Genomic DNA, 20,770 nt, shown 5'->3' with positions numbered 1-20,770 from the left:
ACGTGGCCCGCCCTCCGACCTGCTATTCGTGGGGAGGATTGGGGCTCGCGTTCGGCCCCATGTGGCGCATTGCTGTAGATCGGGCTTCGAAACTGCCTCCCAGGCCCTCAAGGGAGCCCGGGAGGCATGACGCACCGGCCGCTGCGGTCAGGGGTGGACGGTCGGGGCGTTTTGGCGGGGTTTCCTGTGGTGCGGGCGTTTCCTGCTCAGTGACCGGTCGCTTCGTCCTCATCAGCTTCAGCACGAAGACGAAGAAGGCCGGGACGAAGAAGATCGCCAAAACCGTCGCCGAGATCATGCCGCCCAGCACGCCGGTGCCGATGGCGTTCTGGCTTGCCGCACTCGGGCCGGTCGCGATCGCGAGCGGCACGACGCCGAGGGTGAAGGCGAGTGAGGTCATGATGATCGGGCGGAAGCGGACGCGGGCGGCTTCGATCGCGGAATCCAGCAGGGATTTGCCTTCGGCGTAATAATCCTTGGCGAATTCCACGATCAGGATGGCGTTCTTGGCGGAGAGGCCGATGATCGCGATGAGGCCCACCTTGAAGTAGATGTCGTTGGGCATATCGCGCAGCATCACCGCCGCCACCGCGCCGATGACGCCGAGGGGCACGACCAGCATGACCGAGAGCGGGATCGACCAGCTTTCGTAGAGACCTGCCAGAAGCAGGAAGACAAAGAGGATCGACAGGCTGAAGAGGATCGGCGCCTGGCTGCCTGACGTGATTTCTTCCGCCGACTGGCCAGACCATTCGAAGCCGAAACCTTCCGGCAGCTGTGAGGCCAGACGCTCCATTTCGGCGATTGCCGCGCCCGAGGACTGGCCGGGGGCCGGCGCACCTGAGATACGCACGGTCGGATAGCCGTTATAACCGACGATCTGCGGCGCGCCCTTCTGCCATTGGGCAATGGCGAAGGAAGAGAGCGGCACCATGCCGCCGCTCGCATTGCGAACGTTGATCTTCATCACGTCGTCGATCTGCAGGCGGGCGCGGTCATCCGCCTGGACGATGACGCGCTGCATGCGGCCGGTATTCGGATAGTCGTTGATATAGGACGAGCCGAGATTGGCGGTGATGGCGTTGTTGATATCGGCAAACGAAATCCCGAAGGTGTTGGCCTTTTCGCGGTCGATCACCATCAGCACCTGGGCTGCGTCAGGCATGCCTTCGACGCGCATGCCCGTCAGGACCGGGCTCTTGCCCGCCATCTGCATCAGCTGGCCGGCCGCCTCGACAAGAGCGGTCTGGCCCTTGCCGCCGCGGTCCTGCAGACGGAAGGAGAAGCCGCCGGTGGCGCCGAAGCCTTCGATCGGCGGCGGCGAGAGCGCGAAGGTGGTGGCATCCTTCAGGGCGAAGAGCTGGCCGTTCACGCGGTTGGCGATTTCCTGCACGGTATTGCCGGGGCCGCGGTCGGCCCAGTCCTTCAGCGTCACGAAGGCGAGGGCGGCATTGGCGCCGTTGCCCGAGAAGGAGAAGCCCTGGATCGCGACGATATTTTCGACGGCGGATTCGGTGCGGAAGATCTTTTCCACCTGCTTGATGGATTCGATCGTGCGGTTGGCGCTCGCTTCCGGCGGGCCCTGGATATCGACGATCATGAAGCCCTGGTCTTCATCCGGCACGAAGGCGGTCGGCAGGTTGATGAAGAGATAGCCGAGGCCGACGACGAGGGCGAGATAGACGATCATCATGCGCCCGGCGCGGCGCGCCATGCCTGTCACCGTCGTCGAATAACCCGCGGTGATGCGCTCGAAATTGCGGTTGAACCAGCCGCCGATGCCGCGTTTGCCATGATGGCCCTGCTTGATCGGTTTCAGGAAGGTGGCGCAAAGGGCCGGCGTCAGCGACAGCGCCAGGAAGGCCGAGAACAGGATCGAGACGACCATGGTCAGCGAGAACTGGCGGTAGATGATGCCGGTCGAGCCGGGGAAGAAGGCCATGGGAATGAAGACGCAGGAGAGAACCAGCGTGATGCCGAGGATGGCGCCGGTGATCTGGCTCATCGCCTTCTGGGCGGCCGCCTTTGGCGACAGCCCTTCCTCGGCCATGATGCGCTCGACATTTTCGACGACAACGATCGCGTCATCGACGAGGATGCCGATCGCCAGGACCATGGCGAACATGGTGAGCACGTTGATGGAAAAGCCGGTCGCATACATGACCGCGCAGGTGCCGAGCAGCGCCACCGGCACGACGAGCGTCGGGATGACCGTGTAGCGGAAATTCTGCAGGAAGATGAACATGACCACGAAGACGAGGGCCACAGCCTCGATCAGCGTGTGGATGACCTTCTCGATCGAAGCCGAGACGAAGGGGCTGGTATCGTAGGGAACGGAATATTCGATGCCCGACGGGAAGAAGCGCGAGAGCTCCTTCATCTTCGCGTTGACGGCGTTGGAGACGGCAACGGCGTTACCGGTCGACGAGAGCTGGATGGCGATCGCCGCGCTCGGCTGGCCGTTCAGGCGGCTCGTAAAGTTATAGGATTCCGCACCCTGCTCGACGCGGGCGACATCCTTGAGGCGCACGGTGGAGCCATCGGGATTGGCGCGCAGGATGATTTCGCCGAATTGCTGCGGCGTCTGCAGCTGACCCTGAACGAGCACGGTTGCCGTCAGGTCCTGGGTGACCGGGTTCGGTGCGGCACCGATCTGGCCGGCGGCGACCTGGGCGTTCTGGGCGGTGATGGCGTTGTTGATGTCGTCGGTCGTCAGGTTCAGGCCGACCATCTTGTCCGGATCGATCCAGACGCGCAGCGCCCGCTGGGCGGCAAAGAGCTGGGCGCGGCCGACGCCATCGATGCGGCGCAGCTCGCCGATGATGTTGCGGGTGATGTAGTCGCCGAGCGCCACTTCATCGCGGGTGCCGTCCGTCGAGGTCAGCGCAATGAACATCAGGAAGCCGGAGCTTGCCTCTTCCACGTTGATGCCCTGCGAACGCACGGTCGCGGGCAGGCGGGCTTCGACGCGGCGGATGGCGTTCTGCACGTCGACCGAGGCCTGGTCGATATCGGTGCCGGCGCGGAAGGTGGCGTTGATGCTGACCGAGCCTGAATTATCAGAGGTCGATTCGAAATACATCAGGCCTTCGACGCCGTTCAGCTCATCCTCGATCTGGCGGGTGACGCCCTGATAGATTTCCTGCGGTGAGGCACCTGGATAGGAGGTGGAGATCGAAAGCTGCGGCGGAGCGACCTTCGGATATTGCGAGACCGGCAGGAAGGGGATTGCGATGATGCCCGCAATCGAAATGAACAATGCGAAGACCCAGGCCAGGATCGGCCTGCGGATGAAGAATTGTGCCATGAGCTCTTACTCCGCCGTCTTTGCCGGAGCAGGGGCACTCGCGGAAGCATCCGCTGGTGCGGCGGAAGTGTCCGCCGGGGCGTCCGGCTTCCAGGGTTCGGGCGCGACAGTCGCGCCGGGCTGCACCTTCTGCACGCCATCGGCAATCACGGTTTCGCCGGGCTTCAGGCCTGTCTCGACGACCCATTCGGAGCCGAGAACCTGGCCGAGCGTGACGGGGCGAAGCTCCGCCTTGTTGCCTTCGGCGAGCACATAGACCTGCGCCTGGCCGGCTTCGTTTCGCGTGACAGCCCGCTGCGGCACGGTCAGCGCATCCTGGCGCACGGCCTGTTCGATGCGCACGCGCACATACATGCCGGGCAGGAGATCGCCATGCTTGTTGGGGAATTCGGCGCGCAGCGTCACCTGTCCGGTATTGGGGTCGACATTGGCGCTGGCAAACAGCAGCCGGCCGGGCTCGGCATAGAGGCTGCCATCGTCGAAGACGAGTTCGACGCGGGCCTCACCGGGTGCCGTGCTTGCAAGCTTGCCGTCGGCCACTGCGCGCTTGAGGTTCAGGAGATCCTGGGCCGACTGGGTGAAGTCGGCATAGACGGGGTCGACCTGCTGGATGAGCGCCAGATTGGAGGTGCCGTCGGCGGTCACGAGCGCGCCCTCGGTCACCAGCGCGCCGCCGATGATGCCTGAAATCGGCGCGCGGACCTCGGTGTAATCGAGATTGATCTTGGCCTCATCGAGGCCGGCTTCGGCGCTTGCCACATCGGCATCGGCCTGGGCGACGGCGACGGCGGCCGTATCGTAATCGATGCCGGTCGCGATATTGCGCTCCTTCAGGTTCTGCTGGCGCTGCAGCTGCAGGCGCGCATTCTGCTGCGTCGCCTTGGCGCGCTGCAATGTGGCTTCAGCAGAGGCAACCCGCACGCGGAAGATGCGCGGATCGATGCGGTAGAGCACGTCGCCCTGCTTGACCAATGTGCCTTGCTCGAAGACGCGTTCCTGCAGGATGCCGGAGACGCGGGCGCGCACTTCCGAAACACGGGTGGCGGCAATGCGGCCCGGCAGCTCGTTGACCACAGGCACGGCATGGGCCTTCAGCTCGACGACGCCGACGGCCGCCGGCGGCATCTGCATGCCTTCCTGCGCGAACGTCTCGCCAGCGGTGAATGCGAGGAGGGCGGTGGCTGCCATGATCGCCTTGAGGCGCGGCAGTCTGGTCTTGCGCAACATCAGTCTTTTCCCTTTTTGGCCGCCCCCCGGGCGGCTTGTTCAGGTCATTTTTCCCAAGCAGTTCCCATCGGAAAGACCGCTCAACGGCATTCCCGGAACCGGTTTGGAGTTTAACTAGGGTCAGCTCTTCGTTTCAGGAGGCTCGCGAAACGTTGTGTAGACGTTACGGATATCCTCGAGCAGCTGCTGGCGCTCGCCACCGCTCCAGCGGTGGAAATCGAAAAGTTCGGTACAATAGAAGCCGGTCAGCGCCAGATAGGCCATCAGGGCTGCTCGCGGCTTCGGCCCGGCGGCCATGGCCGCCAGATCGCTCACCACCCATTTGCGGATGATCTGCTGCAGGTTTTCCTCGCTCGACATGGAGGCGCTGATCGCCATAGCCACGGCGCGGTCGGTATCGTCGAGCGTCTTGTCGGCAGCGGCAATGCGGCCGTAAAGCTCCGGGTGAGGGGTATCCGTCGCGGCGTCAACGCATTCCTGCATATGGGCGACATCTGCCCCGACACGGCGATCGACCAGCGCTTCCAGAAGCGCGCTCTTGGTCTTGTGGTCATAGACGACGCGCGACTTGCTGACGCCGGCTTCCTTTGCGACCGCATCGATCGAAAGCCCGGCCGCGCCAGCGCGCACGACCACGCGCTCTGCAGCATCGAGAATATCGTCAGTGGTGATCTTGCGCGTTCGCGTCACAGATATGGGCCCCGGTTTTCATGGATAAAAATACGAACGTTCGGATTTAAATGCAAGCGCTTTTGTGTTTTTGCCCGGCCGCGCCTGCGATTGCGCCTTTGTCGCCTGGTTGACCACGCCGCCGATCGCGGTGAAATTGCTGCGGAAGCTGGAGAATTCTCCGATCTGTATGCCGGCGCCGATGTCGAGCGGCTGGCCGGCGATGTTGTGGCGAAGGCAAAACTCCGTCACAAGGACCAGGGGCCGCTGTGCCGCCGGTTGAACGACGGGAAGAGTATCAATGACGTTCAGATCGAAAATCCTGGTCCTCGCTGTCGGCCCCCTGATCGTGGTTACGCTGGCGGTCACCATGCTGCTCACCTGGCAGTCGGCCAAGCTTGCACGCAGCAATTCGGCCGCGTTCGAGGAGGCGATGCTGCGCTCGAAGGAAGGGGAGATCGCCAATCTCGTCGGTGTGGCAATGTCATCCATCCAGTCGACCTATGACGGCGCGGGGGTGGATGACGACGCCGCCAAGGAGCGCGTCGCCGCGATCCTGAATTCGCTCGACTACGGCAAGGACGGATATTTCTTCGTCTACGACTATGCCGGCAACAATGTCGTCCATCCCCGGCAGGCGTTCCGCAACGGCAGGAACTGGATGACGCTGGTGGACCCTGACGGCGACCGGGTCATCCGCGAGCTTGTCGCTGCCGCCAGAAGCGGCGGCGGCTATCACCGCTACAAGTGGCAGAAACCCTCCACCGAAGCCGTCGCCGACAAGATCTCCTATGTGGTGGCACTTCCCAAATGGGGCTGGGTGCTGGGTACGGGCGCCTATCTGGACGATGTCGCGGTCCAGACCTCGGCGGCCAACGCGGCGCTGCGCGAGCGCACGCGGCAGAGTTTCATCATCGTCGCGCTATTTGCCGTTCCGGCGGTGGTGATCGTCTTTTCGACCTGTCTCTATCTGACGCTCGACGAGCGCCGGATGGCAGACGGGGCGCTGAAGCAGCTGACGCAGCGCGTGATCGACACGCAGGAATCCGAACGGGCGAGGCTAGCGCGGGAGCTGCACGACGGCATCTCGCAGGACATGCTCGGCGTACGCTTCGCGATGGAGCTTGCGGGGCGACATGCGGAAACGACGGAGCTGAAAGAGGCGATCGACGAAAGCGTCAAGGGGCTCAATGCCACGATCCGCGAGATCCGCGAAATCTCGCATGACCTGCGGCCGCGCGTCCTTGACGATATGGGGCTGGCTGCCGCCATCAAGAACCTGGCGGAGAAATTCTCGCTGCGCACCGGGCTGGCGCTGACGATGGACATGGAGAGCTTCGTGGACGATCTCTCGCCCGACGCGCGCACGGCTCTTTTTCGCGTCACCCAGGAGGCGCTGAACAATGTGGAGCGGCATTCGAAGGCCACGGCGCTGGAAATCAGGCTGTGGAGCGAGAACGGGCGCGCCAGGATGCAGATCGCCGATAACGGCCTCGGCCTGCCGTCCGGCTTCATCAGGCAGAACGAAGGGCTCGGTCTGCAGAACATCCGCGAGCGTGTTGCGCATTTCGGCGGGATGGTGATTATCGGCGGAACGGAAAAAGGCACGAAATTGCAGGTGATGCTGCCGCGATCGGCAGCACGAGCGGACGCTGCGACAAAAGCAGCATGAGATGGCCGCTTGAAGCGGTCGTGTGAAAGGGGCGGACGACGATGACGCCGATCACCGTATTCCTGGTCGACAACCATCCCGTCGTGGTCGACGGGCTGAGGAAGGTTCTCGACACCTACGACAGCGTCAGCGTCGTTGGCGGCGCAAACGACGTGGCCGAGGCGCTGCCGCTCCTGCGGGCACTGCGCCCGCGCGTCGTGCTCCTCGATATCAACATGCCGAAGACCAGCGGCATCGACGCCATAACGCTGATCAAGGCCGAGAGCCCGGAAAGCCGTATCGTCATGCTGTCGATGCACGACAGCCGCGAGTATATTTCGTCTTCGATCATGCGCGGTGCTGCGGGCTACGTGCTCAAGGAGGTACCGACGTCAGAGGTCGTGGAGGCGATCGTGACGGTGGCGGGCGGGCAGACCTATTTTTCCAGCGGCGTGAGGGATCTGCTGCTCAACACCGGTCCGCTGCCGACAGGCGAACGCCTGACCCGGCGCGAACACGAGGTGGCGCGGCTGGTGGCTGCGGGCAAGAGCAATCGCGAGATCGGCGACGAACTCGGAATCAGCGAGGCGACCGTCGAGACGCACCGCAAGCATCTCAAGCGCAAGCTCGGCGTCTCCACGACCGCTGATCTCGTGCGCTTCGTCCTGGAGCATCCCGATGCGCTGGCGGAGCTACCCACCAGTGGGTAGTCCGGCGCCAACATCCCCGCCGCGCGTCTTGAGGCGCGTGCGCTGCCTGTTCTAGCAAGGCTTGCGCACAGCGGAGGATCTGTGCCCAGGGGAGAAAAATCCGCCAGCCATACGACCCGCCGCGGCTTTGTCGCGGGGTCGGCCCAAGATCTTTCTCCGTCTGGCCGGGCAGGCGCCCGGGCGCTCAGGACGAGAGGATATCATCGTGAATCAGAAATCCACCGGGAAGGCGGCGCTCTGGCTGCTGCTCATTCCCTATATCGGCCTCCTTTGGGTGCCGTTCTACAATTTCCGCGAACCGGAACTCTTCGGCTTCCCCTTCTTCTACTGGTATCAGCTGCTCTGGGTGCCGATCACCGCAGCCCTGATCTGGGTCGCCTACAGGAGCACGCGCGATGGGGAGTGACATCAACGTAACGGCGCTCTCCGTCTTCATCTTCTTCTTCGTCCTGGTCACGATCATGGGCTTCGTCGCCGCCCGCTGGCGCAAGCCCGAAACGCTTGCCCATATCGACGAATGGGGTCTCGGCGGCCGCTCGTTCGGCACCTGGATCACCTGGTTCCTCGTCGGCGGCGATTTCTACACCGCCTACACGGTCATCGCCGTGCCGGCACTCGTCTATACGGTCGGCGCCTACGGTTTCTTCGCGCTGCCCTATACGATCATCGTCTATCCCTTCGTCTTCATGGTCATGCCGGTGCTGTGGAAGCGGGCGAAGGAGTTCGGCTATGTCACCGCTGCCGACGTCGTGCACGGCCAGTACGGTTCACGCGGGCTGGAACTGGCGGTCGCCGCCACCGGCGTCATCGCCACCATGCCCTATATCGCCCTGCAGCTCGTCGGCATGACGGCAGTGCTCAAGGCGCTCGGCCTGCATGGCGAACTGCCGCTCGCCATCGCCTTCATCGTGCTGGCGCTCTACACCTATTCCGCAGGCCTGCGCGCACCGGCGCTGATCGCCTTCGTCAAGGACATCATGATCTATATCGTGGTGATTGCCGCCGTGGCACTGATCCCCTCGAAGCTCGGCGGCTACGCCAATGTCTTCAATGCCGCCGATGCCGCCTTCCAGGCCAAGGGCTCGGGAAGCCTGCTGCTCGCCTCCAACCAGTATGTCGCCTATGCGACGCTGGCGCTGGGCTCGGCTCTCGCCGCCTTCATGTATCCGCATACGCTGACCGGCATCTTCGCCTCCAACAGCGGCAACACGATCCGCAAGAATGCGGTGCTGCTGCCGGCCTATACGCTGCTGCTCGGCCTGCTGGCGCTGCTCGGCTACATGGGCCATGCCGCGCATCTGCAGCTGGACAGCGCCAACGACGTCGTTCCCGCGCTGTTCAAGACCCTGTTCTCCAGCTGGTTTGCAGGCTTTTCCTTCGCGGCTATCGCCATCGGCGCGCTGGTGCCGGCTGCGGTCATGAGCATCGGCGCGGCCAATCTCTTCACCCGCAATTTCTGGAAGGCTTACGTCGATCCCGCCGTGTCTCCGGCGGGAGAGGCCAAGGTCGCGAAGATCACGTCGCTCATCGTCAAGATCGGTGCGCTGCTCGTGATCCTCTTCCTGCCGACACAGTTTGCCCTCGACCTGCAATTGCTTGGCGGCATCTGGATCCTGCAGACGCTGCCGGCCCTGGTCTTCGGCCTCTATACCGGCTGGTTCCGCGCACCCGGCCTGCTCGCTGGCTGGTTCGTCGGCTTCTTCGGCGGCACCTATCTCGTCTGGGACGCGGGCTGGAAGCCGCTGCATGCGGTGACCATCGGAGGCGCGAGCTTCACCGTCTATACCGGGCTTCTGGCCCTTGCGGCGAACATCGTCGTCGCGGCGGTTCTTAGCGCGGCGCTGGCGAAATCCACACGGCCACAGACCCAGCAATGATCCTTACCGGTGGCGACCGCGCGGTCGCCGCCAACGCCCGGCCGCCCCGCTTGAGGGCGGCTGGACAGTCCCGATACGGGGGAGGCATCCGCGCTCAATCCGCCTGTAAGATCCGCGCCTCCACCGGCTGCTCGAAGCCCTTCAGCGAGAGCATCCGCACCTCGCTCCCGGTCATGAGCGCCGGCGCCTGGCGGGCCGCTTCGGCCGAAACCACGATCTCGCCCGGCTGTGCCTGCGATTCCAGTCTTGCGGCCTGGTTGACCACGCCGCCGATCGCGGTGAAATCGCTGTGGAAGCTAGAGAATTCGCCGATCTGGACATCGCCCGTATGGATGCCGACACCGATGCCGAGCGGCTCGCTGATATCGATGCCGGCGAGCGCTTCGCCGCAGAGGCGCTGGATATCCCTGCCGGCCCGGATTGCGGCTGCGGCATGGTCTTCGCGCTTGATGGGAAAGTTGAAGATCGCCATCAGCCCATCGCCCATCTGCTTGTTGACGATGCCGTCGTTTGCCCAGATCGCCTCGGCCGCACGCGTCTGGAACAGGCTGACGATCTGGCTGAGTTCGACCGCGCCGATGCGCTCCGACAGGCCGGTATAGCCCCTGATATCGGCAAACAGGATCGTTGCGCCCGAGGTGATGTGGCGCTGCTTCTTCACATATTGGAAGGAGCGCTCGCAGATCGTGCAGATATCGGGGTTCATCTTGCTTCTGGTGATGCCGAAGGCGCGCAGCGGCAGCGAGAGCGGGCCACCGATCGGGATCGGCATATGCATCTGGTCCCAGCAGCCGCGGCAGATGCCGGCGCTGCCGGGTTTTGCATGATGTCCTGTGATGGCTGCTGTCGTCATGCCTGCCGTTACTCCCGTGTCATGGCAGCTTCCGCCAGTCCGGCGCATTTGGCAACAGCGTGTGTCCGGGCGCTAGGAGACCGGTAGGATATTCTGCGCGTCGGCCTGATGCAGCCGCTTTTCGGCGAGTTCGATGAAGGCGCGGACCAGCGGCGAGAGGTGCTTGCTGCTGGGATAGACGACATGCAATCCGCCCGACGCCGTCCTATAGCCGTCGAGCACGCGCTGCAGACGCCCGTCGGCGATGCAGCCGAAGGCGACGCCGTAGGGCAGCTGCGCGATGCCGTAGCCGGCGACGGCGGCTTCCTTGACCGCCTGCATTTCATTGGCGGCGAAGCGCCCCGATACCGAAACCGCTTCCTGTCCGTGCGGTCCTTCCAGAAGCCATTGGACATGGCTGGCCGATGGCCCTGCGATGACGCAGTCATGGCTAGCGAGATCGGCCGGCGTCGCCGGTATGCCTGAACGGGCGAGATAGGCGGGGCTGGCGCAGAGCAAGCGGTAGGTGGTGCCGAGCCGCCGGGCAATCAGCGTGGAATCTTCGAGCTGTCCGGTGCGGAAGGCGAGGTCTATGCCGTTGTCGATCAGGTTCAGCCGCTCGTCGGTCAGCCGCAGCTCGACGCTCGCCTTGGCATAGGTCGCCAGAAAATCGAAGATCGCCTCCTGCAGGAAGTGGCTGCTGAAGCCGACCGGCGCCGATATGCGGATCGTGCCCGCAGGCTCGGCGCGCGCTTCGGCCAGCCGCAGGTTGGCATCCTCGATCCGCCGTAGCGCCTGGCTGCTTTCCGAGTAATAGAGCCGCCCTGCATCGGTCATGTTGAGGCTGCGGGTCGTGCGCTGCAACAGCCGCACGCCAAGCTCGCGCTCCAGGGCGGCGATGCGGCGGCTCACCGTCGTCTTCGGCATGCCAAGCAGCCGGGCGGCCGCCGTGAAGCTGCCGGCCTCGATGACGCGGGCAAAGATCGCTATGTCGTTGAGATCGATCATTGGTGCCTGCGATGGGACGATGTTTTGCATTTGTAGGCCATTATGGCTCAATGCGACAATGCCTAACTTTGCTTCATCAGCAACGACAGGTGGGCACACGGGTCCCACCTCGATCAAGGAGCAAGCGATGAGCAATATCAGAACCATTCTCGTATCGGGTGCGACCGGACAACAGGGCGGCGCCGTCGCCCGCGCGCTCGCTGCACGCGGCCACCGCGTCAAGGGCCTGACCCGCAAGCCGGACAGCGATGCCGCCCGGCAACTGGCCGCGACAGGCGTCGAAGTGGTCGCAGGCAATCTCGATGACAAGGCTTCGGTCGTGCAGGCGGCAAAGGGCGTCGATACCATGTACCTGATGGGCAACAGCTATGAGGCCGGCATCGAAGCGGAGACCCGACAGGGTATCATTGCTGCCGACGCGGCAAGGGAAGCCGGTATCGGCCATCTCATTTACGGCTCCGTCGGCGATGCCGACAGGAAGACCGGCATTCCGCATTTCGACAGCAAATATCTGGTCGAGCAGCATGTGGCCGGGCTCGGCATTCCCTATACGATCTCGGCTCCGGTCGCCTTCATGGAAAATACCGTGGCGCCCTGGTCGATCGGCGGCCTGAAACAGGGCGTCTATGCCGCAGCCCTGCCGCCGGCCCGCAAGCTGCAGCAGATCGCCATCGACGATATCGGTCATTTCGTCGCCGCCCTTGCCGAGCGCCGCGAACAGGTCTTCGGAGAACGGTTCGATATTGCCGGTGACGAACTCTCCGGCGAGGAGCAGGCGAAGGTTCTGACCGAGGCAATCGGCCGGCCGATCCGCTTCCAGGAACTGCCGATTGCGGCCATGCGCCAGCAGAGCGAAGATGCGGCGCTGATGTTCGAATGGTTCCACCGCACGGGCTATTCCGCCGATATCGCGGCCTTGCGCCGGGATTTTCCCGAGGTCGGCTGGCACAGCTATGCCGACTGGGCGAAGGGCTTTGACTGGAGTGTTCTCGACGGGAAATGATCTGCAGGAGGCTATACCCCGCGAAGCGGACCGGCGCGAAGCCGGTCCGCTTCGTACCGGTTCACCCCTGCGCCGTCGGCCGTATGACGATATCGCCGACATCGACATCGTCGGGCTGCTCGATGGCAAAGGCGATGGCACGGCCGATCGCATCGGGCGAAATCGCCATCTCCTCCATGCTTTTGGTGATACCGGCTTTCACGGCCGGGCTGGTCAGGGAGTCTGCGAAATTGGTCCTGATGAAGCCCGGCGAGATATTGGTGACGCGCAGGTTCGGGCCGGCCTCCTGGCGCAGGCCCTCGGCAATGGTGCGCATCGCATTCTTCGTGCCGGCATAGACGGCCATGGTCGGCTTGATGGTGATGCCCGCCGTCGACAGCGTGTTGACGAAATGGCCGAAACCCTGGCGGCGGAAGACGGGCAGGGCGGCGGCGATGCCATAGAGCGGCCCCCTGATATTGACGTCGATCATTTCCTCCCAGTCCTCGACACGCAATTCGTCCATTGGCGAGATCGGTCCAATGCCGGCATTGTTGATCAGCACGTCGAGCTTTCCGTAGGTGTCGCAGGCAAGTGCCACGAGAGCTTCGAGATCCGTGCGCTTCCTGACATCGGTGACGCGATGGATGGCCTTGCCGCCGGCGGCGATGATGCGCTCGACCAGCGCTTCCAGCTTTTCGTTGCGCCTTGCACCGAGCACCACCCTGGCGCCGCGCTCGGCCAATATCAACGCGGTCGCTTCGCCGATGCCGCTGCTGGCGCCGGTGATGGCTATAACCTTGTCCTTGATCGGTGACATCTTCGTTCTCCTTGGTCCGTTAGCCAAGGATTGCAGCGACAGGTTGGAGAATCTATGCTGCGATCTCCGTCATTTCGTCGAGATCGTCCAGAAATCATGATCGATCCACTGTCCGATATGTTTTCGCTCGTCGATATCGAGAGCGCCCGCTGCACGCGCTTCGAGGTGGGCGGCCAATGGGCCTTCCGCTTTCCGCCGAAGCCGGCATTGAAATTCGTCGCCGTCCTCAGGGGAGGCTGCTGGATCATCCTGCAGGGCGAGCGGCCTTTTGCTCTTCGGGCCGGCGATACATTCCTGCTCGCCAATGCGCCGGCCTATGTCATCGCCAATGACCTCGCGAGCGAGCCGGAGGATGGCATTGCCTTCTTCGACTGGGAGCATTCCGACATTGCCCGGCATGGCGGCGACGAGACGGCGCTGATCGGCGGCAGTTTCACGCTCTCCGGCGGCAATGCGCAACTGCTCATCGATGCGCTGCCGCCCTTCATCCATATCCCGGCCGACGATCGTGCGGCCGGCATTCTGCGCGCCACGCTCGCAACCCTCGACGAGGAGCTCGGCGCCGGCGACATGGGCTCGACACTGATGACGCGACGCATGGGCGATATCCTGCTGGTGCAGGCGCTGCGCGCTCATGTCTCGCGCGTCGGGCCTGAAAATGCCGGCTGGATCGGCGCGCTCGGCAATCCGCAGATCGGCAAGGCGATCAGCCTTGTTCATAACGACCCCGGATATCGCTGGACGGTGGGCGAGCTTGCAAGCCGCATCGGCATGTCGCGCTCCGCCTTTGCCGAACGCTTCCGGGCGCAGGTCGGCATCGCACCACTCGATTACGTCACCCGCTGGCGGATGCATCGCGCCCGGGAAGCGCTCCGGCGTGGGCATGCGACAGTGGCGGGCCTTGCGGCCGATCTCGGCTATTCCTCCGAAAGTGCCTTCGGCAATGCTTTCAAGCGCGTCTTCGGCCGCGCGCCGAAACGCTACTGGCAGGATGCCTGACAGAGCAGACCTGCGACGCTTCCAGAGGGCAGGCGGACGGCCGGGCTTCGAATTGAGCTCATGCCTTGAAATCCAGAGCTCCCGCCTTCACCAGCGACGCATAATTCACTTCCGTCCATTCCTGCCTGGCGATGAGGTTCTGGATGCAGACTTCGTTGGCGGTGGCGATGGTCGTGCCGGGCTGCACCTTCGACAGATAGCCCCTGGTCTGCGCGATATTGCCGCTGACGACCGTCGCCACGGCATCGATCCTCAATGTCAGCTTCGGGGCGTCGGGGAATATGCCCTGGACGAACCAGACACCGCCGCCCTTGGATTTCACCGCGCTGCCGATTGCGCCGCGGCGTACGGTATAGCCGGCGCCGTTGTGGACGATCGCGCAGCCCGAATTGATCATCACGCTGACGGCGCGAACGCCGAAGACTTCAACCATGATGGCAGTCCACAAATCAGGGATGCCGGCGAGCATGCCTTCGGTGTCCGCCTGATAGGCGAAACCGCCGCCTGCATGATCGCTGCACACGTTCGAATCCGTGCCGATCGCCGCGGCAGCCGGCCCGAGGCGAGTGTCCTTGATCACCAGATCAACGTTGCGGGCCGACATGCCGCCGCCTCCCGCCACCAGCTTGCCCGAGGGGTCGTTGACTTCGGCGGTGTTTCCGAGCAGTTCGCAGCCGCTGACATTTGCCGCCGAGCCCATGGAGAAGCGCAGGCCGCCGCCGCTACTGTCGGCGGTGTTCTGCAGCACCTTGCTCTTGGAAATGTCGACCCGCGACAGGACCGAGGCATAGAGCCCGCCGCCGTCGTCCGCGCACCAGTTCTTTGACAGCGTGCTGTCGGAAATGCTGACCGCAGTCGTCTGCGCACGCTTGATTTCATCGGCGTTCCACGCGTCCCACTTGTTGAGGCTGAGCGCCGAGGTGGAGGCGAAATAGAAGAGGTGGTCCAGCGCTTCGGACCAGCGCGCGTTGATGAGGTCGAGGATCACGGCCTTGATGCCGCGCACCGGCGGGCTCGGGGCTGCGGGATTGGCCAGCCATTTGGCATAGTTGATGATGTCCCAGACGCTGATGTAGGACAGCGGCGAGCCGATGATCGCCTTCACCGCCGCCAGTTTCGAGGTCAGGAACTTCACCATGTCGATCTCCGACAGGTTGCGCGGCAGCTTGCCGGGAAGGGCCACCTCGCAGCCGACGCCGCCGCCATCGCGACGCCCCACATTTCCCGACCGGTTGCCGTCGATCACGCAGGCGTCGAGCGTCGGCCATCCATAGCCGACCACGGCGATGCCTGCGCCGCGGCCTTCGGCACTGTTGCCGCGAAACAGGCAGCGGCGGAAGGTGGGGCTTGCCCAGACGGTTGCCGCGCCGCCGCCGAAGGCCTGTCCGGCGAGCCAGTGGTTCGGCCGGCCCGATCCGAGTTTTGCGTCAAAGGCCTTGCCGACCTCCGTGAGGATCGTGGCGCGGCTGACATGCGCAAGCTTCGGATAACCGGCAAGGACGAGGGCGAAGTTGGCGGTGTCGATGAGCGTGTTGATGAAGGACTCGACCGTCGGCGTGAAGATCGCGCCCACCAGATCGACCACCGCGTCGCGAAAGGCCGTGCGGTCGGCTTCCGGCCAGGAGCCGATCGGCGCGGTCTCGGTCTGATTGTCGGTGAAGACACAACGCTCGATCGTGACATTGTCGATATCGACCACCGCTATGCCGCCGCCGGCGCCCTGTGCTGGTTCGGTGCTCGTGTGCAGGGACCGGCCGCCGCGGATACGCAACCCCTTGATCACGACCGGTCCGGCGCTCGCGCGTGTGGCGGGCGTGCCGGTAATGCGCAGGACGCGCGCACGCGTGCCCGACTTGATCGTCAGCTCAGGCAATTTCTTTGGATCGAACCCGGCCGCGGTCGGATCGGCCGAGGGATTGGCCAGAAGGAAACTGCTGACGAGAGTGAGCGGCTTGTCGATCACCAGCTCACCTTCCTTGTAGCTCTCGGCATCCTGGATCACGATCGTGTCGCCGGCGATGGCAACCTTGAGTGCGGCCGTGATGCTGCGCGCCGGGGTCAAGGCCGTGTCGAACTTGCCGCCGGTCTTGCCCGTCTTGGCATTGACATAGCGGGTCGTCACACCTGCCGTCCTGTCTTGGGATCGTATTTCACTTCCACCGGCACGACCTGGTCGGTCGGCAGGATCTCCAGCCACTGGTCGAACACTTCATAATTGCCGGTGACGTTGGCGCGGAAACCGTCCTTGAGCGGATAGAAGCCGTGCTCGTAGACGCGATCGATCGGCGTCGAGGTCACCACATTATCCTCATCGACCAGCGTCGGATCGGCGATCTCGCTTTCCTTCGGGTATTGGCCGTTTTCGACGCCTTCGGCGTGTTTGCGGCGGATCTTCTTCGCCAGGTCGAGGATCACGTCGATCACCTTCTGGCCGTTGAGCGGATTGCCGTTGATATCCTTCTCGTCGGGATTGTTGGTCTGGTAGATGTCTGCGTCGCCGATGCCGTTGAACCCTTCGACGCCCTTCAGCCAGTTGATTGCCGCTTCCTCCTTGCCGGGACGGATCGGGATGACCGCCTTGACCCAGGGGGCGTTGAGGAAGGCGTTGCGCATGTCGTCGCCGTCGAGTTGCAGCAGCCAGCCGAGGGAGCTGCCGAACCTCGCGGGCTCGGAATCCTCGGTTATGTAGTAGTTGTCGCGGAGCGGATCGTCGATGCCGCCCCAACCGATGGTGCTGGGGGCAAGCTTGGCGGACTGCTGGCTGGCGTTGAAGGAATACATGGTCTTGGCAACCGCCTTCGTAACCGTGCTGAACGCGGAGGAGACGGACGCGGAGGAGGCGAGAAAGTTGTTCGGCGCCGCCTTGGTTTCGCCGAGCTGCTGGGTGTAAACGCGCAGCCGCGGCCGCCACCATTCGGGCGCGACGAAGTACAGCATCTTGTCGATGTCGAAGATCGAGTTGATCAGCTCGGCCACGACATGCCGGGTGCGGTCGTCCGGCATGGTGATGCCGTGCATCAGCATGTCCTGGATGAGCTTGCGATAGACGACGATGCGCTCTTCCTCACGCAGGTCTTCGCTCGGCCGCGGCTTGATCTGGTGCGTGAGCTTGATGCGGTCCTTGGCGTTCTGGACGAAGGCCTTCTGATACTCGGCCTGCTCCTTGGCCTTGAAAGCCTCGACGTTTTCCTTGTTCTTCTTGACAGCCTCGTCGTTGGCGCCGTCGGTCGGCGTCCAGTGCAGCAGGAGCTTCACCTGTACGCTGTTCTGGCCCTGGAAATCGGCGCTGTCGAGATGGAGCGTGAATTTCGCCTTGTCGGCGTTGTTGACGATATCGCCCTTGCGCGAGGCCGCCACCGGCTTGCCCTGGCCGTCGAACTCGACGCCGGTCAGCGCGTAATTGCCCTTGGGGCAGATACATTCGATCGGGAAGTCGGCCTGGATCTTTTCGAGGTTGCCGAATGCCTCGGAATCGTCGACCTCGATGCCGTCCTTGTAGACCTCGCCCTCATTGTCCGCGTCGGTATCCTCTACCGAGATGAAGGGGATCGTTACCATCTTGTTCTCGCTGAAGGGCTGTAGCATCGGGATCTCGTCCGGCGCGTGCAGGCCGTCCAGCTCCGCCGGCTTGGCGATGTGCATGAGGTCGGCAATTCCTAACGATTCACCGGGGCGATCGACGTAGGTCTGCCAGCAGAGATAGGTGCCGACGTCCTGCACCTGCACGGCCACCTGGCGCATCTTCCGGCGCAGCTCGTAATTGATCAGCGCCTGCGTCGAGTTCGTGAGCAGGTAACGCTTGCTGGACGTGTCGGTTGTCTCGGTTACGGTTCGGAAGGTGGTCTTGTAGTTCTTGCGTATCTCGGTGGAGAGCTTCTCCGTCTGCTGGCGCATGCGCTTGTGCGACTCCTCGCGTGCGGTCTGCTGCGAGGTGGAATAGTCGAAGCTGGATGTGGCCGTGACGGAGGCGTATGAGGCAGTCACGCTCGCGCCGAACTTGATGTCCTGCTTGTTGTCCTCCTTGACCGCCTCGCTGATCTCGTCCTGCTCGGTCTTTTCGCTTTCCGTCTTGGTGACGGTTTCGGTAAACGTCTCCAGGCTCTTTTCGACCAGCACGCGCCGCGTCTGCACCTCGATCAGCTCGACGGTGGAACCGGGGCTCATCCAGACGTGACTGACCGGCGAGCCGAGGAAGGAATCCAGCTCGAAGAAATACTGGCGGAACAGGTGCACGACGCTGATCGGCGACAGCGCCACGCGACGAATGTCCTCCTGGTCCTGCGGGTTCAGGTTGTCGATGCTCAGATAGCCGTCGACGAGTTCGAGCGCGCCCAGGATGGCGGAGAGGTTGGCGGCCTGCAGCGCGTTGTTCTTCAGGCTGTAGAAGATCTGTTCGAGCTGGGCATGGTGATTATGCTCAGTGAGGTAGAGCAGTGCGCCCGCCTGCGAGGACTCGTTGCGCAGCTGGCTCTCGAACGCCTTCAGGTACAGCACCCGCTGACTGTCGACATCGCCCCTGTCGGCCTTCATTGCGAGACGCACCGGCGTGGTGTTGCTGCGGCAATGCTCGGTGTAGAGCCGGCTGTATTGCGGGATCACCACCTGCGTGAAGATCGATTCGATGGTGTCGCGGCTGATGATGTCGCGCCAGATGTCCGGCTTGTACTGCTCGTGCGGCGGCAGTTTCTTGGCCACGGTTTCAAGCACGACGCTGTCGAAGGTGCGCGGCTCGCCGAGCTCCAGGGCCCCAGGCTTTATGTCGATGCCGACCTGGCAGCCTTCGCGATAGTTGATGCTGACCTGCGGATTGAACTGGGTTCTCAGCCGGTTCAGCAGCGACTGCTTGTCCTGCTTGAAACCGTCGTTGAACCGGTGTTCCAGCCGCTTCGACTTCCAGCCGAGCAGCGGCTGGTAGATGCCGAACAGTTCGCTGGCATAGGGTCGGACGGTCGTGTAGTCGATGAGCTCCTGCAAGGTCTTGTTTGACGGCATATTCGCCTCCGCTGGTGAATGAAATTCGCAGTGGTATCGGCACGAGATATGGCGAGAAATTTTTGCGTGCCCCGATCTTTGGCCGGGGTTGCTCACATTGCATCTGGAAGCAGATTGGCGAATTGTAGCCTAACTCAGCGGCCTTGCGTAGGCGCTCCCGGCATCTCCAACGCGATCAGGTGAACAAATCCCTGCGGTAGTGTGCGAGTCTGGTACGCTGCTCCGTCAGTGCGAAAGCGCCTTCGGGATGAGCGTCAAGCGCGTTTGCGGTGCGCACTCCAGCGTTATTGATCGAGACGCTCAGCGAGCGGGAAACCGGCAGCCGAGCAAGACGCTCTTGACGGCGGGCCGCCGGGCGCCAGTTTCAACCGTCACTCACGCGGGGGTTCTGTTGCACCGGTTCGATCACTATCTCGTCTTCATTCTGCTCACGCTCGGCGGCGGGCTTCTCATCGGTCTCATCAATCTGCCGGATGAATGGTACCAGTCGCTCGCCAAGCCCTGGTTCACGCCGCCGGACTGGCTGTTCGGCCCGGCCTGGACGATCCTCTATATCCTCATCGGCATCGCGGGCGCCCGCACCTATGCGCGTAGCAGGCGGTCACCCGTCATGACCTGCTGGATCGCCCAGCTCGTCCTGAATTTTGCCTGGTCGCCCGCTTTCTTCGGCCTCAGATCTCCGAGCCTGGGGCTGATGATCATCATTCCGCTGCTTTTGCTGATCCTTGCCTTCATCGGCCTGTCCTGGAAGCGGGACCGGATATCGTCAGTCCTGTTCATGCCCTACGCGGTCTGGGTGGCTTATGCGACGGCGCTCAATGCCGCCATCGCTTCGATGAACTAGGCGGGAAACCGGAAAGCGCGGTCAGTGGAATTTCCCGTTCGCCTTGTCGGCAATAGCAGCGCCCGAGATCAGGCGGTTGCGGTCGGAGGCCCAGGCGGCGACGAATTCCTTGCGCACCGCATCTGGAAAAGCCGTGCCCGCAAGTGCGGACTCGCTCGGAGCGCCGGGGGCGAGCGCCAGCTCGGCCCGGGTGGTAGACGCGATCCGGCCATAGGTGAAGGCGCGGGTGATCGGATCATTTTCCGCAGATTGCGGAGCGCATTTGCCGCCTTGTGGCGGGCGTGACGTCACCGCGGCCGTCCTTACCGTGACGCCGTCGCGGAACAGAAAACAGTAAGCCCTGTCTGCCGGGCCACCAATCACGGACTGCGGCTCGATCACATAGCCGCGCACCGGAAACTGGGCATTCGAAGCCGACCATATACGCTTCTCGATGTGGCGCGCGCAGGCCCTCATGTCGGTCGCTGCTGCGTCGCGGCAGGCGGAGACTGTCCAGCGCGCCAGCTGTGCGGCGCTCGGCAAGGCGAGGGTCACCGTCGCCTCGGTGTTCAGTTCCCTGTAGGTGCAGCGCTGGAGTTCGACACCCGGCCAGTCGTCCGCCGTCGTCGGCGAGCACGATGATCTCATATACTGGCCGCCGCTGATGCGCGTCTCGAAGCGGTGTTCCATTTCGGCCGTCAGCGACGCCAGGTCGGTTTCTGCCGCCTGCGTGATACGCGTGGCGCAGGCAGCGAGCAGAATGGCAAGCCCGACGTTTCTCGAGGTCATAAGAAGCAGCCGCCGCATTTTACCGTCCTTGCGAGATTTTTGGAGGAAATACTTTCAACCTGGGGAGACAAAGTTGTTTTTATT

General features: G+C 63.4%; 15 protein-coding genes and 2 pseudogenes. 7 read left to right on the top strand and 10 right to left on the bottom strand.

Annotation, left to right across the window (positions count from 1 at the left end; all coding sequences use genetic code 11):
- Positions 1-220: 220 nt before the first annotated feature.
- The 4 genes and pseudogenes from LVY75_21085 to LVY75_21070 all read right to left on the bottom strand — a co-directional run bounded on the left by LVY75_21085 (position 221) and on the right by LVY75_21070 (position 5,392).
- Positions 221-3,307 (bottom strand): annotated as a pseudogene (locus LVY75_21085) (multidrug efflux RND transporter permease subunit).
- A 6-nt stretch (positions 3,308-3,313) separates the two neighbouring features.
- Positions 3,314-4,495 (bottom strand): efflux RND transporter periplasmic adaptor subunit, encoded by a 1,182-nt coding sequence (locus tag LVY75_21080; GenBank protein ID XAZ25786.1) that lies wholly within the window; start codon positions 4,493-4,495, stop codon positions 3,314-3,316.
- 159 nt (positions 4,496-4,654) lie between these two features.
- Complete coding sequence (locus tag LVY75_21075) at positions 4,655-5,224, bottom strand: TetR/AcrR family transcriptional regulator (GenBank protein XAZ25619.1); 570 nt, start codon at positions 5,222-5,224, stop codon at positions 4,655-4,657.
- A 69-nt stretch (positions 5,225-5,293) separates the two neighbouring features.
- A pseudogene (locus tag LVY75_21070) lies at positions 5,294-5,392 on the bottom strand (adenylate/guanylate cyclase domain-containing protein).
- A 112-nt stretch (positions 5,393-5,504) separates the two neighbouring features.
- Between LVY75_21070 and LVY75_21065 the strand changes: the two are divergent.
- The 4 genes from LVY75_21065 to LVY75_21050 all read left to right on the top strand — a co-directional run bounded on the left by LVY75_21065 (position 5,505) and on the right by LVY75_21050 (position 9,441).
- A complete protein-coding gene (locus LVY75_21065; protein XAZ25618.1) occupies positions 5,505-6,875 on the top strand; it encodes a cache domain-containing protein in 1,371 nt (456 codons plus the stop codon).
- A 41-nt stretch (positions 6,876-6,916) separates the two neighbouring features.
- Complete coding sequence (locus LVY75_21060) at positions 6,917-7,564, top strand: response regulator transcription factor (protein ID XAZ25617.1); 648 nt, start codon at positions 6,917-6,919, stop codon at positions 7,562-7,564.
- 205 nt (positions 7,565-7,769) lie between these two features.
- Positions 7,770-7,970 carry a DUF3311 domain-containing protein gene (locus tag LVY75_21055; protein ID XAZ25616.1) on the top strand — a complete coding sequence of 67 codons (201 nt, stop codon included), beginning with the start codon at positions 7,770-7,772 and terminating at the stop codon, positions 7,968-7,970.
- Entirely contained in the window at positions 7,960-9,441 is a 1,482-nt protein-coding gene (locus tag LVY75_21050; GenBank protein ID XAZ25615.1) for a sodium:solute symporter family protein, read from the top strand. The genes LVY75_21055 and LVY75_21050 overlap by 11 nt, the downstream gene beginning before the upstream one ends.
- Before the next feature lie 94 nt (positions 9,442-9,535).
- Here LVY75_21050 and LVY75_21045 read toward each other — a convergent pair whose 3' ends face one another.
- Both LVY75_21045 and LVY75_21040 read right to left on the bottom strand, forming a co-directional pair.
- A complete protein-coding gene (locus LVY75_21045; GenBank protein XAZ25614.1) occupies positions 9,536-10,294 on the bottom strand; it encodes an adenylate/guanylate cyclase domain-containing protein in 759 nt (252 codons plus the stop codon).
- 72 nt (positions 10,295-10,366) lie between these two features.
- The gene (locus tag LVY75_21040; GenBank protein XAZ25613.1) at positions 10,367-11,281 is read right to left on the bottom strand and encodes a LysR family transcriptional regulator; all 915 of its coding nucleotides are present in this window, start codon (positions 11,279-11,281) and stop codon (positions 10,367-10,369) included.
- A 127-nt stretch (positions 11,282-11,408) separates the two neighbouring features.
- Between LVY75_21040 and LVY75_21035 the strand changes: the two genes are divergently transcribed.
- Positions 11,409-12,284 carry an NmrA/HSCARG family protein gene (locus LVY75_21035; GenBank protein XAZ25612.1) on the top strand — a complete coding sequence of 292 codons (876 nt, stop codon included), beginning with the start codon at positions 11,409-11,411 and terminating at the stop codon, positions 12,282-12,284.
- Between the two features lie 61 nt (positions 12,285-12,345).
- On the opposite strand, the gene LVY75_21030 is transcribed toward LVY75_21035, so the two are convergent.
- Positions 12,346-13,083, bottom strand: a complete 738-nt coding sequence (locus tag LVY75_21030; GenBank protein ID XAZ25611.1) for an SDR family oxidoreductase — start codon at positions 13,081-13,083, stop codon at positions 12,346-12,348.
- A gap of 96 nt (positions 13,084-13,179) precedes the next feature.
- Here LVY75_21030 and LVY75_21025 point away from each other — a divergent pair, with 96 nt between their 5' ends.
- Positions 13,180-14,082 (top strand): AraC family transcriptional regulator, encoded by a 903-nt coding sequence (locus tag LVY75_21025; protein ID XAZ25610.1) that lies wholly within the window; start codon positions 13,180-13,182, stop codon positions 14,080-14,082.
- A 58-nt stretch (positions 14,083-14,140) separates the two neighbouring features.
- On the opposite strand, the gene LVY75_21020 is transcribed toward LVY75_21025, so the two are convergent.
- Together LVY75_21020 and LVY75_21015 are read right to left on the bottom strand one after the other, a co-directional pair.
- Positions 14,141-16,204 (bottom strand): hypothetical protein, encoded by a 2,064-nt coding sequence (locus LVY75_21020; protein ID XAZ25609.1) that lies wholly within the window; start codon positions 16,202-16,204, stop codon positions 14,141-14,143.
- On the bottom strand, positions 16,201-19,074 hold the full coding sequence (locus LVY75_21015) for a hypothetical protein (GenBank protein ID XAZ25608.1): 2,874 nt from the start codon (positions 19,072-19,074) through the stop codon (positions 16,201-16,203). Before LVY75_21015 ends, LVY75_21020 begins: the two co-directional genes overlap by 4 nt.
- A 391-nt stretch (positions 19,075-19,465) precedes the next feature.
- Here LVY75_21015 and LVY75_21010 point away from each other — a divergent pair, with 391 nt between their 5' ends.
- Positions 19,466-19,918 carry a tryptophan-rich sensory protein gene (locus LVY75_21010; GenBank protein ID XAZ25607.1) on the top strand — a complete coding sequence of 151 codons (453 nt, stop codon included), beginning with the start codon at positions 19,466-19,468 and terminating at the stop codon, positions 19,916-19,918.
- Between the two features lie 21 nt (positions 19,919-19,939).
- On the opposite strand, the gene LVY75_21005 is transcribed toward LVY75_21010, so the two are convergent.
- On the bottom strand, positions 19,940-20,686 hold the full coding sequence (locus tag LVY75_21005) for a hypothetical protein (GenBank protein XAZ25606.1): 747 nt from the start codon (positions 20,684-20,686) through the stop codon (positions 19,940-19,942).
- Between the last annotated feature and the right edge of the window lie 84 nt (positions 20,687-20,770).

The organism is Sinorhizobium sp. B11 (genome assembly GCA_039725955.1).
GTDB lineage: Bacteria > Pseudomonadota > Alphaproteobacteria > Rhizobiales > Rhizobiaceae > Rhizobium.
This window is presented reverse-complemented; position numbering and strand designations above follow the sequence as displayed.